The sequence below is a fragment of the Nocardioides marmoraquaticus genome, assembly GCF_054777915.1.
The window spans coordinates 108,022-120,913 of sequence record NZ_BAAHAA010000004.1; the positions used below are offsets into that span (position 1 = coordinate 108,022).

The following is a 12,892-nucleotide window of genomic DNA, read 5'->3' on the forward strand; positions in this document are numbered from 1 at the left end:
AACCAGGCCTCAGGAGGGCGTCGGTGTCAGCAGCTGGTCGACGGGGGCGTAGTCGTCGGTCAGCACACGGGCGTCACCGACCCACGCGTCGAGGTCGTCGCCGGCCAGCACGCCCCACGCGAGGTCCTGCTCGGTGAACCCGGCCTCGACGGCACCGACGTCGAGCGGCCGCTCGGAGGCCACGGCGACGAGGTTGCCGCCCTCCTCGCCGGCGAGCGTCGCGGGGTCGGAGGCGAGCACCACGTGGTCGAAGACCGCACGCAACGTCGCGACCTCGGCGCGCGCGAAGCCGAGCGGCGGGTAGTCGATGAGGTTGACGGCGTAGACACCGCCGTCGAGCACCCGGGCCACGTCACCCACCGCCTCGCGGGTCGTCAGGTGCCAGGGCACGCTGACGCCGCCGAAGGCGTCGCCGACCACCAGGTCGCGGCTGGCGTCGTCGAGGCGTCGTACGCCGAGCCGGCCGTCCTCGACGCGCACCCGCAGCTCGGGCCCGGTCTCGAGGCCGAGCCGCTCCTCGTCGACGCGCACCACGCCGGGGTCGATCTCGGAGACGAGGCTCCGCGTGCCCGGTCGGGTCGCGGCGAGGTAGCGCGGGAAGGTCAGGCCGCCACCCCCGAGGTGGTAGGCGCGCAGCGGCTCGCCCTCGTCGTACGCCGCCGCGGTGACGCCGGCGAGCGCCTTGACGTAGTCGAACTCGAGGAAGGTCGGGTCGTCGACGTCGACGTAGGAGTGGCGCAGCGAGTCGAGCACCAGCGTGCGGCCGCCCTCACGCTCGGGGTCGGCCCGCACCTGCGCGCAGTGGTACGTCGTCTCGGCGTCGCAGGGCTGCGGGGCCACCACGCCGAGACCGGCGGTGACGAGCCCGGCGACCAGCGCGGCGGTCGGCACGCGGCGCCGTCCGTCGACCCTGATGGCGACCTCGGTGGCGACAGCGGCGAGCAGCAGCGCGACGCCGAGGCCGACCATGATGCCGGTGACCGGCACCCGCGAGACCAGCACGAAGCCGGTGACGACGGTGCCGACGATGGCGCCGGCGGTGCCGATGCCGGAGAGCCGGCCGACGACGCTGCCGGTCTCGTCGAGGCTGGCGAGCACCAGCTTGGTGACCATCGGGGTGATCGCCGAGAGCAGCGCGCCGGGCACGACGATGGTCAGCGCGGCGGCGAGCAGCAGCAGCCCGGCGTCGCCCGTGGCGCCCGCGCCCTGCACCAGCAGCGGGGTCAGCGCGACCACGCCGCCGCTCGCGGCGAGGAGCGGCGCGAGGGTGCGTCGCGGCGGCACCACGTCGGCCGCCCGTCCGCCCAGCCACGAGCCCAGGGCGATGGCGGCCAGGGCCGTGCCGATGACGAGGGTGTTGGTCTCGAGCGTCAGGCCGAGGTAGGGCGCGAGCAGCCGCAGCGCCACCAGCTCGACCACGAGCACGGCCGCGTTGCTGCCGAAGACCAACGCCGCGGCGGCCCAGCCGGGAAGGGAACGGGAGTCGGCGCTCACGCCGCCGATCCTGTCAGGCGCGGCCTCAGCTCAGGCGTCCTGCCGGTCCGCGTTGGCGTGCACGGCGGCGCGCAGCCACGCAGCCAGGCCGGGCGCCAGGGCGTCGTACCGTCGCGCGAACCGCTCGTCGTCGACGTACATGTCACCCAGGCAGCGGTGGAACGCGACGTCGCAGTCGTAGAACACCTCGATGCCGCGGCGCTGGCGCTCGGCGAGGTCCATCGCCTCCGGTGAGTCGGGCGCGACACCGCGCCGGCAGGCGTCGGCCAGCGCCGCGTCGAGGGCGTCGCCCTCCGCCTTCACCTCGGCCCACTGCTGCGGCGTCATCCGCGCGGTGCGCTCCTGGCTCTGGGCCCAGGCGTCGGTGTCTCCCCAGCGGCGCTCGGCCTCGGCGGGGTAGTCGGAGCCGAAGGACTCCTCGAAGGCGTCGCCGAAGATCTCGCGCAGCTCGGTCGGGGTGGCAGGTCGGTCGGTCATCTCTCGCTCCAGGGCGTGGTCGATCGCCTCGACGAGCCCGCTGAGCTCCTCGAGGCGCCGGGTCACGGACGCCCGCTGCCGGCGCAGGTGCGCGACGACGTCGGCGTCCTCGGACAGCAGCTCGGCGACCTCGTCGAGGCCGAACCCGAGCCTGCGGTAGACCACGACGTGCTGCAGCCGTTGCAGGTCGACGTCGGTGTAGAGCCGGTAGCCGGCTCCGCTGCGGGCGCTGGGTCGCACCAGGCCGAGGGCGTCGTAGTGGTGCAGCGTCCGCACCGACACCCCGACCAGGTCGGCCACCTCGCCCACCGTGCGACGACGCTCGGTGCTCGTGGTCTCCATGTCGTCCATGACAGCGCCTGACGTCACGTCAGGGTCAAGCCCCGGCGCGCACCTTCTCCGGCTCGCGGGCCGACGGCACCACCAGCGCGCTCGGCAGCAGCACCAGCGCCACGACCAGCAGCGCGTTCAGCGTGCCGACGTGGTCGGCGACGAAGCCGAGCAGCGGCGGTCCGGCGAGGAAGGCGCCGTACCCGATGGTCGAGACGACGCTGACCCGGACGGCGGCCCGGCGCGGGTCGTCGGCGGCCGCGCTCATGCCGACCGGGAAGCCGAGCGAGGCGCCCACGCCCCACAGCACGATGCCGACCACGACCAGGGCGGGGTGGCCGCCGAGCACGATGAGCAGCACGCCGCCCGCGGCGCCGGCCATGGTGCCCCAGAGCACCGGCACCCGGCCGAAGCGGTCGAGCAGCACGGGGCCGAGCAGCCGGCCGGCCGTCATCGCGGTGACGAAGACGGCGAAGCCGGCCACGCCGACCCAGTGCGGCACGTCGTACCCGTCGACCAGCGCGAGCGCGAGCCAGTCGTTGGCGGTGCCCTCGGTGAGCGCGAGCGCGAGCACCATCAGGCCGATCAGCAGCGTGCGGGGCTCGCGCCAGGCGGTCCACCACGAGCCGTCGGCTGCGGCGGCGTCGTCGGTCACCGGGGCCTCGGGCAGGAACCGACCCGTGACGACGAGGAGCGTGGCGACCGCGAGCAGGGCGAGCAGGCCGAGGTGCAGCAGCGTCGGCACGTCGAGCCCCACGGCGGCTGCTCCCAGCCCGGAGCCGATGACCGTGCCCGCGCTGAAGGCCGCGTGGAAGCGCGGCATGATCGTGCGGGCCAGGTCGCGCTCGACCGCGGCGCCCTCGACGTTCATCGCGACGTCCCACACGCCGGTGCCGATGCCGTAGAGGAAGAGCCCGACCGCGGCGCTGGGCAGCACGCTGACGGACAGCGAGACCGAGACCGTCGAGAGCCCGGCGAGGGCGAGCAGGCCCGCGCCGCGCGTCACCGTGCGGGTGCCGAGCCGCTGGATCAGGGCGCCGGCCGTCGGCATCGACAGCAGCGAGCCCGCGGCGATGGCGAGCAGCAGCAGGCCGAGCCCGGAGTTCGACAGCCCGAGCTGCTCGCGGGCCTCGGGGATCCGTGAGACCCAGGTGGCGAAGAGCAGGCCGTTGAGGAAGAACGTGACGCCGACGGCGTTGCGGGCGGCGAGCACGGACGTCATGCGACAAGTCTCCGGGTCAGTGCCGCCGGGCGTGGCCAGGGGGTACGCGCTCGGCATGACCCCGCCCGTCAAGCTGTACGCCGACCAACCGGCCCGACGCACCCGCCAGGTCGTCCTCGACCTGCTCGCGCTGGCGTGGGTCGTCCTCTTCGCCGTCCTCGGGCGGCGGGTGCACGACCGTGTCGACGAGTACGCCGCCGACGTGCGCCGCTCCGACGGCGCGGGCCGCGCTCTCGCCGACAACCTCTCCGGTGTGGGCGACGTGCTCGGTCGCGCCCCCTTCGTCGGTGACGACGTACGCCGCCCGCTCGACGCCGCGGCGTCCGGGGCGCTCGACCTCGCCGCCACCGGCGCGAGCGTGGCCGACTCGATCGAGCTGCTCGGCACGGTGCTCGGCTGGCTGGTGCTGCTCGTGCCGCTGCTGCTGGCGGCGCCGTACTACCTGCCGGCACGGGTGCGCTGGATCGTCACCGCCACCGTGGCCGCGCGGCTGCTCGCCCGCGATCCCGACCCCGACCTGTGGGCGCTGCGTGCGCTGGTGCGGCAGCCGGTCGACGTCATCGCCCGGCGGGTGCCCGGGGCGGCCGCGGGTTGGCGCAGCGGTGACCCGGAGGTCGTGGCCGCCCTCGCCGCGCTCGAGCTGCGCAGCCTCGGGCTCTCGTCAGGTGTCGGTGGGCGGTCCTAGCCTCGGCGGATGGCCGAGCCGACCGGGTGCAGCTGCGCGCGGTCAGCACGGCCGCCGACCACCGGGCGACGTGGGCCACCGTCGGACGGCTGTGGGCGAGGAGAGCGAGACCGCCGCGACCTGGCAGTGCTGAGGAGCACCTAGACGACGAAGGCGACCAGGATCACCGGCGGCAGCGAGACGAGCGAGGCGATGCTCGTGACGGTGGTCATCGTCTTCAGCGCGCCCTTGGTGGTCAGGCCGAGCAGCGACTTGAACATCCAGAAGAAGTTGGAGTTGACGGTCAGCGCGAACATCGCGCCCGAGGCGATCGCGAGGCCGATGGCGATCGGTGCGACGTCGATCGACCCCAGGACCGGGGCGATGATGCCGGCCGCGGCGATGGCGGCGACCGAGACCGAGCCGATGGCGAGGTGCAGCACGGCGGCGATGAACCATGCCAGCAGCACGCTCGTCACGACGGCCGCGCCCTCGCTCGCGGTGAACAGGCCCGCGAGGGTCTCGTCGAGGCCGATGGCCTCGATGACGGCGCCGAGCGAGCCGCCGACGCCGGTGATGAGCAGGATCTCGCCGGTGGTGTGGAAGCCGGTCTTGACGGCCTCCTCGGTGCGCTCGGTGCCGCTGGCCGATCGGGCCAGCAGGTAGGCGCCGAGCAGGCCGACGAAGAGCGCGACGTTGGCGTCGCCGAGGAAGGCGATGAGGTCGTTGCTGAAGCCCAGCAGCTCGGCGAAGGCCCCGAACGCGATCATCACCAGGGGGACGAGGATCGGCAGCAGCGACATGGTCAGCGGCACGTCGACGTCGCTGAGGTTGTCGTGCTCGTCGGGCCCGGTGCCCGCGACGCCCTTCTCGACCCCGGCCATCGGGTCGTCCTGGTCCTCGTCGGTCTCGGCCTTCCACCAGCCGGCGCGCAGCATCAGGCCGAACAGGAAGGTCGTCACGACCGCGGTGAGCGGGCCGAGCACGAGGCCGTAGAGCAGCCAGCTCCCCAGCGGCACCTCGAGCAGGCCGGCGATCGACACCGCGGCCAGGCCTGGGACGACGAAGACGTAGCCCGCGAAGATGCCGGTGCCGATGGCGCCCGAGAGGTGCGCGAGGCCGCGTGGGCCGAGGTGCGGTGCCGACGACCGGGCGATCGGCGAGGCCAGCACGACCTGCACGTCGACGTAGATCGACGGGAAGATCGTCGACAGCGCGCCGGTCAGCGCGTACGGCAGCCGCTTGGTGCCGACGACCCGCAGCAGCGCGCGCACCAGCTTGCGGAAGGTGCCCAGCGAGTGCAGCAGCGCCCCGATGAGCACGCCGAACCCGATGAGCAGGCCCACCTCGGCCATGATCGAGCCGAACCCCTCGGTGATCGCGGTCAACGTGCCGAGGAAGCCCGCCCCCGCGGCGAGGCCGAGGTAGAGCGAGGCGATCACCAGCGAGATCACCGGGTCGACCTTGACCCAGATGATCAGGCCGACGACCAGCACGATCGCGATGGCGGTGTGGACGACCTCCACGGTCCCTCCTCGGGCTCGACGTAGGCCAGACCCTAGGTGGCGGCGGTCACACCGCGAGGCTTTCGTGCGTTGTGTGCGCTGACGGTGACCGCGGCGTACGCCGCCCTGCCGGACCGACAGGGAGCGGACTGCTGCGCGGACCGGTCAGTAGCGGGTCATGTCGGTGAAGCGGGACAGGTGGCCCTGGAAGGCGACGACGACGTCACGGGTGGGGCCGTTGCGGTGCTTGGCGACGATGATGTCGGCCTCGCCGACGCGGGGCGACTCGCGCTCGTAGGCGTCCTCGCGGTGGAGCAGCATGACGATGTCGGCGTCCTGCTCGATCGAGCCGGACTCACGGAGGTCGGACATCATCGGGCGCTTGTCGGAGCGCTGCTCGGGGCCACGGTTGAGCTGCGAGAGCGCGATGACGGGGACGCCGAGCTCCTTGGCGAGCAGCTTGATCTGGCGGGAGAACTCCGAGACCTCGACCTGGCGCGACTCGACCTTCTTGCCCGAGGTCATCAGCTGGAGGTAGTCGATGACGATCAGCTTGAGGTCGTGGCGCTGCTTGAGCCGGCGGGCCTTGGCCCGGATCTCCATCATCGTCATGTTGGGGCTGTCGTCGATGAACATCGGCGCCCCGGAGACCTGACCCATCTTGGGCACGAGCTTGGCCCAGTCGTCCTCGGTCATGGGGCCCTTGCGCAGCGCGTTGAGGGCGACGCCGGCCTCGGCCGAGAGCAGGCGCATCGTGATCTCGCTCTTGGACATCTCGAGGCTGAAGATGACCGAGGTCATGTTGTTGTGGATCGACGCGGCCCGGCAGAAGTCGAGGCCGAGCGTCGACTTGCCGATGGCGGGTCGCGCGGCCACGATCACCATCTGCCCGGGCTGGAAGCCGTTGATGAGCTCGTCGAGGTCGGCGAAGCCGGTCGGCACGCCGTTGGTGGAGCCGTCGTGGTTGGAGATCGCCTCGATCTCGTCGAGGGTCGACTCCATGATGGCCGACAGCGGGGCGTAGTCCTCGGCCGAGCGCTTCTCGCCGATCGCGTAGACCTCCTGCTGCGCGACGTCGACCACCTGGTCGACGTCGCCCTCACCGGCGTAGCCCATCTGCGCGATGCGGGTGCCGGCGTCGACGAGCCGCCGCAGGATCGACTTCTCGCGCACGATCGAGGCGTAGAAGCCCGCGTTGGCGGCGATCGGGACGCTGCTCTCGAGGGTGAAGAGGTACGGCGCACCACCGATGCGGTCGAGCTGGCCGCGGCGCTCGAGCTCGGCCTTGATGGTGATCGGGTCGGCCGGCTCGCTGCGGCCGTAGAGGTCGATGATCGCGTCGTAGATCATCTCGTGGGCAGGCTTGTAGAAGTCGGTGCCGCCGATGACCTCGTTGACGTCGCCGATGGCGTCCTTGCTCATCAGCATCGAGCCGAGGACGCTCTGCTCGGCGTGGAGGTCCTGCGGGGGCATCCGGCCCGACCAGTGCTCCTGGTTGCCGCCCTGGCCGCCCGCGGCGTCGGCCGGGTCGCCCGCGAAGTCGGGGTAGGGCGAGAAGGTGTCCGGCCCCCAGCTCTCGGTGGTGCTCACCGGCGACTCCCTCCCTCGTGCGCTGCTCCCGACCCGATGACGGGCACGCTAGGACGACCCACCGACAGAGCGCCGGGGACGACCCCGGGACCTGGTGGCGGGTGGTGCTCCTCGTCGCCGGCCGGCCTCCCGCGAGACCGGCGACCGGACCGTGCGACCGCGCCCACGACCGGGTCCGTCCCCGGACAGTAGGACCCGTCCGGGGCCGCCGCCAAGTCCCGAATCCACAGGCACCTGTGGACAACCCTGTGCATCTGTGGAACACGCCGCCGATCATGTGCACGACACCCCAGGCTTCCTGTGGAGCGACGCTCGGTGAACGACCGTAACAACGCGCTGACCTGCAAGGACAGGCATCCGAAGGATGTGGAGGAAAGATTCTCGGTGAACTCCCGTTCACCTTCCCGTCATGTGGACCAGGGGTTGCGGAGCAGCCCCGACGAGGGGTCGAGAACCGTCGTCCACAGGGAGACCGGGGTTATGCACAGGTCGTGGCGGCGCAATGCCTCCAACGGACCTGGTGCGTCGGGGCCGTGCTCTGGTAGTGCGCCGGAGCGGCGTACGGTCCCCGGGTGAGCGCGGACGGGGGCACCAGCACGACCACCACGACGGGGGCGACCGACCGCCGGGCGCACGACCGGGAGATCCTGCGGCTCGCGGTGCCGGCGTTCTTCGCGCTCGTCGCGGAGCCGATGTTCCTGCTCGCCGACGCGGCCATCGTGGGCCACCTCGGCACCCCCGAGCTGGCCGCCGTCGGCGTCGCCTCGGCCGTCATGGGCACCCTGGTCAGCCTCTGCGTCTTCCTCGCCTACGGCACCACCGCGTCGGTCGCCCGCCAGGTCGGCGCCGGCCGGGTGCGCGACGCGCTGACCCAGGGGGTCGACGGGCTGTGGCTGGCGACCGGCCTCGGGATCGTCGTCACCCTCGTCGGGGTCCCGCTCGCCCGACCGCTGGCGCGGCTGTTCGCCACCGGCGCGGAGGTCGAGGACCTCGCCACGACCTACCTGCGGATCGCGCTGCTCGGCGCGGTGCCGCTGCTGCTGATGCTGGCCGCCACCGGGGTGCTGCGTGGCCTGCAGGACACCCGTACGCCGCTCGTGGTCGCCGTGGCCGCCAACCTCGCCAACGTCGTGCTCAACCTCGTCCTGGTCTACGGCGTCGGGCCCTGGGAGGGCCTGGGCCTGCCGGGCTCCGCGCTCGGCACCCTGCTGGCCCAGGTCGGGGCGGCGCTCGCGCTGGTGTGGGTCGTGGTGCGGGGCGCCCGCCGCGAGCGGGCCCCGATGCGTCCCGAGGTGCGCGGGGTCGCCCGCGCCGGGCGGGCCGGCGTGCCGCTGATCGTGCGCACCTTGCTGCTGCGCGCCTCGCTGCTCGTGATGACGTACGCCGCCGCACGGCTCGGCGAGGCCGACCTCGCCGCCATGCAGCTGGCGCTGACCCTGTGGACCTTCCTCGCCTTCGTGCTCGACGCCGTGGCGATCGCCGCCCAGGCGCTGACGGGCCGCTACCTCGGCGCCTCCGACCCAGCCGGCACGCGCGCGGTGACCGCCCGGATGCAGGCCTGGGGCTGGGGCTCGGGCGTCGTCACCGGGGTCGTCCTGGCGGCGCTCTCGCCCGTGGTCGGGCGGGCCTTCAGCTCCGACCCGGCGGTGCTCGACCTGCTGGTGCCCGTGCTGCTGGTCGCGGCGCTGGCGCAGCCGCTGGCCGGCATCGTCTTCGTCCTCGACGGGGTGCTCATCGGCGCGGGTGACGCGGTCTACCTGGCCTGGGCCCAGGCCGCCTCGGTCGCGCTCTTCGCCCCCGCCGCGTGGTGGCTCGGCACCCGCGACCTCGGCGACGCCGGCCTCGTCTGGCTCTGGGTCGCGTTCGGCGCGCTGTTCATGGGCACCCGGGCCGTGACCCTGCTGCTCCGCGCCCGTGGCGACGCCTGGATGCGGCTCGGGGCCTAGTCCGGCCGGCGCTGCGCACTCAGCGGGTCACGAGCTCCCCGGTCTTGGTGTCCGTCACGATCTCCTTGGCCTCGTCGCGCATCGCCTCCACCACGCGGGCGACCACGTCGGCCGACGACGCCCCCTCGGGCAGCTTGGGCGGCTCGCCGGCCAGGGCGCGGGTCTCCAGTCCGGTGTCGAGGTGGGGCGGGCGCACGTCGAGCACCCGCATCCGGCGTCGCTCCTCGCGGCGGAGCACGCCGAGCCAGGTCGCCAGGGCGCTCTTGGCGGCCGAGTAGTCGGCCATCTGGGCGGTCGGCAGGTCGGCCAGCACCGCGCTCACGACCACCGCGACGCCGCCCTCGAGGTGTGGCGCCGCGGCACGCACCAGGGCCATCGGGCCCAGCGCGTTGACGGCGAAGAGCTCCTCCGCGACCGCGTCGTCGAGCTCGACGGCACGGCCGAAGCCGGCGACGCCGACGGTCACGACGAGGGCGTCGAGGCCGCCGAGCTGCTCGACCGCACCCTCGACCGCGGCCCGGCACGACTCCACGTCGACGACGTCGAAGCCCAGGGCGGTGGTGCCCAGGCTGCGGGCCAGCTCCTCGAGCGACGACACGTCACGCCCGGCCGGCACCACCCGGGCGCCCGCCTCGTGCAGCGCGCTCGCCAGCCCGCCGCCCAGCGCGCCCGACGCCCCGCACACCAGCACCTTCGCCCCGTCCAGCTCCATGCCGGAGGGGTGCCCAGCGGGCCGGACGCTAGTCCGAGACCGGCTGGCGGGCCAGGAAGTCGCCGATCCGCCGGCGCGGGTGGTCGCGCAGCTCGGCGCCGTGGGTGAAGGCGGCGACGTCGTACTCGGTGTCGACCAGCCGCTGCGCCGTACGCCGCGTCATCACGACGTCGCTGCACAGCGCCTTGAGCGGCCAGCGCAGCCCGACCACGTTGAAGATCGCGTCGCCGGTCACCAGCACGCCGGTCGGCTCGTGCAGGTACGACGCGTGCCCGGGGCTGTGCCCCGGCGTGTGGATCACCCGCAGCCCGCCCGCGACGTCGAGCAGCTGGCCGTCGTGCAGCTCCTCCCCGACCTCGACGCCGGGCAGGCTCGGGTCGGGCAGCCGGCGCATCAGCCTGCCGAGCAGCGTCGTGGTGTCGTTGGCCGGCTGCCGCCCCTCACGCACGTACGCCGCGTCGTCCGCGTGCACGTCGACCGGCCGGCCGGTGCGCTCCGCGACGTGGGCGGCGCCCCCGACGTGGTCGGGGTGGCAGTGGGTCAGCAGGATCCGGGTCACGTCGCCCGGCCCCGACCCGATCTCCTCGAGCGCCCGGAGCACCTTCGGCCCGGAGCGCACGACGCCGAGGTCGAGCAGGGTCACCTGACCGTCGTCGTCGCGGAAGCAGAAGCCGTTGACGTAGTCGCCGATCAACCGGATCCGCCAGACCCCGGGGGCGAGGGCGACGGTGAGGGAGCGGGCCATGACCGGACGCTACTCCTGGGGCGGCCCCGAGGCCTGGCCCTAGTCTGGCCGCGTGCAGCCGCTGCAGTGGGTCGCCCTCGGCTACCTCCTGGTCCTGCTCGACCTGCCGGTCGCGGGCTGGGACGTGCTGCCCGACCCCGTGGGCTGGGCGCTGGTGGTCGCAGCGCTGGTCGCCGTGCCCAGGTGGCGCACCGCGGTCGGCGTGCCCGCGGTCGCGGCCCCGGCCCTCGCCCTGGTCGTCGCGCTGGTGCTCTACGTGCCCGGCCTGGTCGCCATCGGCGACCCCGCGCTGGCGTGGGCGGTGTCGCTGCCGCAGGTGGCCGCCGCAGCGCTGCTGGCCTTCGCGATGTCCGAGGCCACGCCCGGTCGCCGGGGCTCGTGGCGGCTGGCCGGCTGGCTGCAGGTCGCCGTCGGCGTGATCCCGGTCGCGGTGCTCGGTGGCGGCACGGCCGGCGCCGGCCTCGTCGGGCTGGCCGCCTTCGTCGCCGTGGCCGCCTCGCTCTACCTGGTCTGGCTGCTGCTCAGCGCCCCCGCCGCCGACGAGCCGGTCGGGCAACCGGCCTGAGTCCGGTGCTTTTCGAACGAAAAGCACCCGGCGCCACGGCGGCCGTCAGATTCCGACCGATCCGCTCCCCGACACGCCGACGGGAGGGTGCGGATCGGTCGGAAAACCGTGGCCGGTGGAGCTTCTCGAACGAAAAGCCCCCGGCGCCGGGACCCCGAGAGTCCCGGAGACGCACCGAGGGCCGCCCCCGGACGGGGGGCGGCCCTCGGCGAGGAGACGTGCGTGCGCTCAGGCGGGCACGACGTTGAGGTTGACCGTGGCCTCGACCTCGTCGTGGACGCGCACCGTGACGGTGTGGGCGCCGAGCGACTTGATCGGGTTGGTCACCACGATGGTGCGCCTGTCGACGGCCGGGCCGCCCTCGGCGATCGCCTCGGCGATGTCACCGGCGGTGACGGCACCGAAGAGCCGACCGCCGTCGCCCGCGCGCACCTTCACCGGGAAGGTGGTGCCCTCGAGCTGGGTCTTGACCTCGGCCGCGTGGTCGGCGTCGCGCACCGAGCGGGCCTTGCGGGCGGCCTTGATCGAGTCGATCGTCTTCTGGCCACCGCGGGTCCAGCGGATGCCGAAGCCCCGCGGGATGAGGTAGTTGCGGCCGTAGCCGTCCTTGACCTCGACCACGTCGCCGGCGCCGCCGAGACCGGCGACCTCCTGGGTCAGGATGAGCTTCATCGTCTGCCCCCTTCTCAGCGAGCCGTCGAGGTGTACGGCAGCAGGGCGACCTCACGGGCGTTCTTCACGGCCGTGGCGACGTCGCGCTGGTGCTGCACGCAGTTGCCGGTGACCCGACGCGCGCGGATCTTGCCGCGGTCGGAGATGAACTTGCGGAGCAGCGTCGTGTCCTTGTAGTCGACGACGGTCTGCTTCTCCTTGCAGAACTGGCAAACCTTCTTCTTGGGCTTGCGCATCACTGCCTTGGCCATTGTGGTGCTCCTCTCGAGAGCCCGGCTCGCGCCGGAATGGTTCGGTGATGGATCGGTGGATGGTGTGGATCAGGCGGTGCTGGTCAGAACGGGGGCTCGTCGTTGCCGGTGGCCCAGGGGTCGGACTGCTGCCCGCCCTGGTTGCCGCCACCCTGCTGGCCGCCCCAGCCGCCGCCACCCTGCGAGGGTGCCGACTGCTGGCCGCCGCCGTAGCCGCCCTGCTGGGCGCCGCCCTGGCCGCCGCCCTGGTTGCCGCCGCCCTGCGAGGGGCTGGAGGCCCACGGGTCGTCGGCCGCCTGGCCGCCCCCGCCGCCGTAGCCGCCGCCCCCGCCGCCGCGCTGGACGCGGGCGACCTTGGCGGTGGCGTACTTCAGGCTGGGACCGACCTCCTCGACCTCGAGCTCCACGACGGTGCGTCGCTGGCCCTCGCGGTCCTCGTAGGAGCGCTGCTTCAGGCGGCCCTGGACCACGACGCGCATGCCCTTGGTGAGGGACTCCGCGACGTTCTCTGCGGCCTGCCGCCACACCGAGCAGGACAGGAACAGCGCCTCGCCGTCCTTCCACTCGTTGGTCTGGCGGTCGAAGGTGCGCGGCGTGGAGGCGATGCGGAAGTTCGCCACCGCGGCCCCCGAGGGGGTGAAGCGCAGCTCGGGGTCGTCGACGAGGTTGCCGACGACCGTGATGACGGTCTCGCCTGCCATGGGGGCTCCTGGTGTGCC

Annotated in this window: 13 protein-coding genes; 3 read left to right on the forward strand and 10 right to left on the reverse strand. The window is 73.4% G+C overall.

Going from position 1 to position 12,892, the window contains the following annotated elements; genetic code table 11:
* Positions 1-9: 9 nt before the first annotated feature.
* Genes ACYU8I_RS04465 through ACYU8I_RS04475 form a run of 3 tightly spaced genes read right to left on the reverse strand, consistent with a single transcriptional unit; the run spans position 10 to position 3,523 of the window.
* Positions 10-1,494 (reverse strand): fused MFS/spermidine synthase, encoded by a 1,485-nt coding sequence (locus ACYU8I_RS04465; RefSeq protein WP_460837903.1) that lies wholly within the window; start codon positions 1,492-1,494, stop codon positions 10-12.
* A gap of 30 nt (positions 1,495-1,524) precedes the next feature.
* Complete coding sequence (locus ACYU8I_RS04470) at positions 1,525-2,322, reverse strand: MerR family transcriptional regulator (protein WP_460837905.1); 798 nt, start codon at positions 2,320-2,322, stop codon at positions 1,525-1,527.
* Between the two features lie 25 nt (positions 2,323-2,347).
* Positions 2,348-3,523 carry an MFS transporter gene (locus ACYU8I_RS04475; protein ID WP_460837908.1) on the reverse strand — a complete coding sequence of 392 codons (1,176 nt, stop codon included), beginning with the start codon at positions 3,521-3,523 and terminating at the stop codon, positions 2,348-2,350.
* A 55-nt stretch (positions 3,524-3,578) separates the two neighbouring features.
* On the opposite strand from ACYU8I_RS04475, the gene ACYU8I_RS04480 reads away from it, so the two are divergent.
* Positions 3,579-4,208: a hypothetical protein gene (locus ACYU8I_RS04480; protein WP_460837910.1), complete on the forward strand. Its 630-nt coding sequence runs from the start codon at positions 3,579-3,581 to the stop codon at positions 4,206-4,208.
* 140 nt (positions 4,209-4,348) lie between these two features.
* Here ACYU8I_RS04480 and ACYU8I_RS04485 read toward each other — a convergent pair whose 3' ends face one another.
* Positions 4,349-5,713 carry a GntP family permease gene (locus ACYU8I_RS04485; RefSeq protein WP_460837913.1) on the reverse strand — a complete coding sequence of 455 codons (1,365 nt, stop codon included), beginning with the start codon at positions 5,711-5,713 and terminating at the stop codon, positions 4,349-4,351.
* Between the two features lie 144 nt (positions 5,714-5,857).
* Positions 5,858-7,165, reverse strand: coding sequence for a replicative DNA helicase (gene dnaB, locus ACYU8I_RS04490; protein ID WP_460838096.1), 1,308 nt, complete (start codon positions 7,163-7,165; stop codon positions 5,858-5,860).
* 761 nt (positions 7,166-7,926) lie between these two features.
* Here dnaB and ACYU8I_RS04495 point away from each other — a divergent pair.
* Positions 7,927-9,228, forward strand: coding sequence for an MATE family efflux transporter (locus ACYU8I_RS04495; protein ID WP_460838097.1), 1,302 nt, complete (start codon positions 7,927-7,929; stop codon positions 9,226-9,228).
* Positions 9,229-9,247: 19 nt separating this feature from the next.
* Here the strand turns inward: ACYU8I_RS04495 and ACYU8I_RS04500 are convergent, their stop codons facing one another.
* Positions 9,248-9,940, reverse strand: coding sequence for an SDR family NAD(P)-dependent oxidoreductase (locus tag ACYU8I_RS04500; RefSeq protein WP_460837914.1), 693 nt, complete (start codon positions 9,938-9,940; stop codon positions 9,248-9,250).
* Positions 9,941-9,968: 28 nt separating this feature from the next.
* On the reverse strand, positions 9,969-10,685 hold the full coding sequence (locus tag ACYU8I_RS04505) for an MBL fold metallo-hydrolase (RefSeq protein WP_460837916.1): 717 nt from the start codon (positions 10,683-10,685) through the stop codon (positions 9,969-9,971).
* 52 nt (positions 10,686-10,737) lie between these two features.
* Here ACYU8I_RS04505 and ACYU8I_RS04510 point away from each other — a divergent pair, with 52 nt between their 5' ends.
* Positions 10,738-11,250 carry a hypothetical protein gene (locus ACYU8I_RS04510; RefSeq protein ID WP_460837919.1) on the forward strand — a complete coding sequence of 171 codons (513 nt, stop codon included), beginning with the start codon at positions 10,738-10,740 and terminating at the stop codon, positions 11,248-11,250.
* A 228-nt stretch (positions 11,251-11,478) separates the two neighbouring features.
* On the opposite strand, the gene rplI is transcribed toward ACYU8I_RS04510, so the two are convergent.
* The 3 genes from rplI to ACYU8I_RS04525 all read right to left on the reverse strand — a co-directional run bounded on the left by rplI (position 11,479) and on the right by ACYU8I_RS04525 (position 12,874).
* Positions 11,479-11,922, reverse strand: a complete 444-nt coding sequence (rplI, locus tag ACYU8I_RS04515) for a 50S ribosomal protein L9 (RefSeq protein WP_460837921.1) — start codon at positions 11,920-11,922, stop codon at positions 11,479-11,481.
* A gap of 14 nt (positions 11,923-11,936) precedes the next feature.
* On the reverse strand, positions 11,937-12,173 hold the full coding sequence (gene rpsR / locus ACYU8I_RS04520) for a 30S ribosomal protein S18 (RefSeq protein ID WP_460837923.1): 237 nt from the start codon (positions 12,171-12,173) through the stop codon (positions 11,937-11,939).
* 83 nt (positions 12,174-12,256) lie between these two features.
* Positions 12,257-12,874 (reverse strand): single-stranded DNA-binding protein, encoded by a 618-nt coding sequence (locus ACYU8I_RS04525; RefSeq protein ID WP_460837925.1) that lies wholly within the window; start codon positions 12,872-12,874, stop codon positions 12,257-12,259.
* Positions 12,875-12,892: the final 18 nt, after the last annotated feature.

Excerpts from the sequence above, each read along its gene's own strand:
- ACYU8I_RS04470 (WP_460837905.1), bottom strand. The coding sequence starts at position 2,322 with ATGGACGACATGGAGACCACGAGCACCGAGCGTCGTCGCACGGTGGGC.
- ACYU8I_RS04475 (WP_460837908.1), bottom strand. The coding sequence starts at position 3,523 with ATGACGTCCGTGCTCGCCGCCCGCAACGCCGTCGGCGTCACGTTCTTC.
- ACYU8I_RS04480 (WP_460837910.1), top strand. The coding sequence starts at position 3,579 with ATGACCCCGCCCGTCAAGCTGTACGCCGACCAACCGGCCCGACGCACC.
- dnaB (WP_460838096.1), bottom strand. The coding sequence starts at position 7,165 with ATGCCCCCGCAGGACCTCCACGCCGAGCAGAGCGTCCTCGGCTCGATG.
- ACYU8I_RS04500 (WP_460837914.1), bottom strand. The coding sequence starts at position 9,940 with ATGGAGCTGGACGGGGCGAAGGTGCTGGTGTGCGGGGCGTCGGGCGCG.
- ACYU8I_RS04505 (WP_460837916.1), bottom strand. The coding sequence starts at position 10,685 with ATGGCCCGCTCCCTCACCGTCGCCCTCGCCCCCGGGGTCTGGCGGATC.
- rplI (WP_460837921.1), bottom strand. The coding sequence starts at position 11,922 with ATGAAGCTCATCCTGACCCAGGAGGTCGCCGGTCTCGGCGGCGCCGGC.
- rpsR (WP_460837923.1), bottom strand. The coding sequence starts at position 12,173 with ATGGCCAAGGCAGTGATGCGCAAGCCCAAGAAGAAGGTTTGCCAGTTC.
- ACYU8I_RS04525 (WP_460837925.1), bottom strand. The coding sequence starts at position 12,874 with ATGGCAGGCGAGACCGTCATCACGGTCGTCGGCAACCTCGTCGACGAC.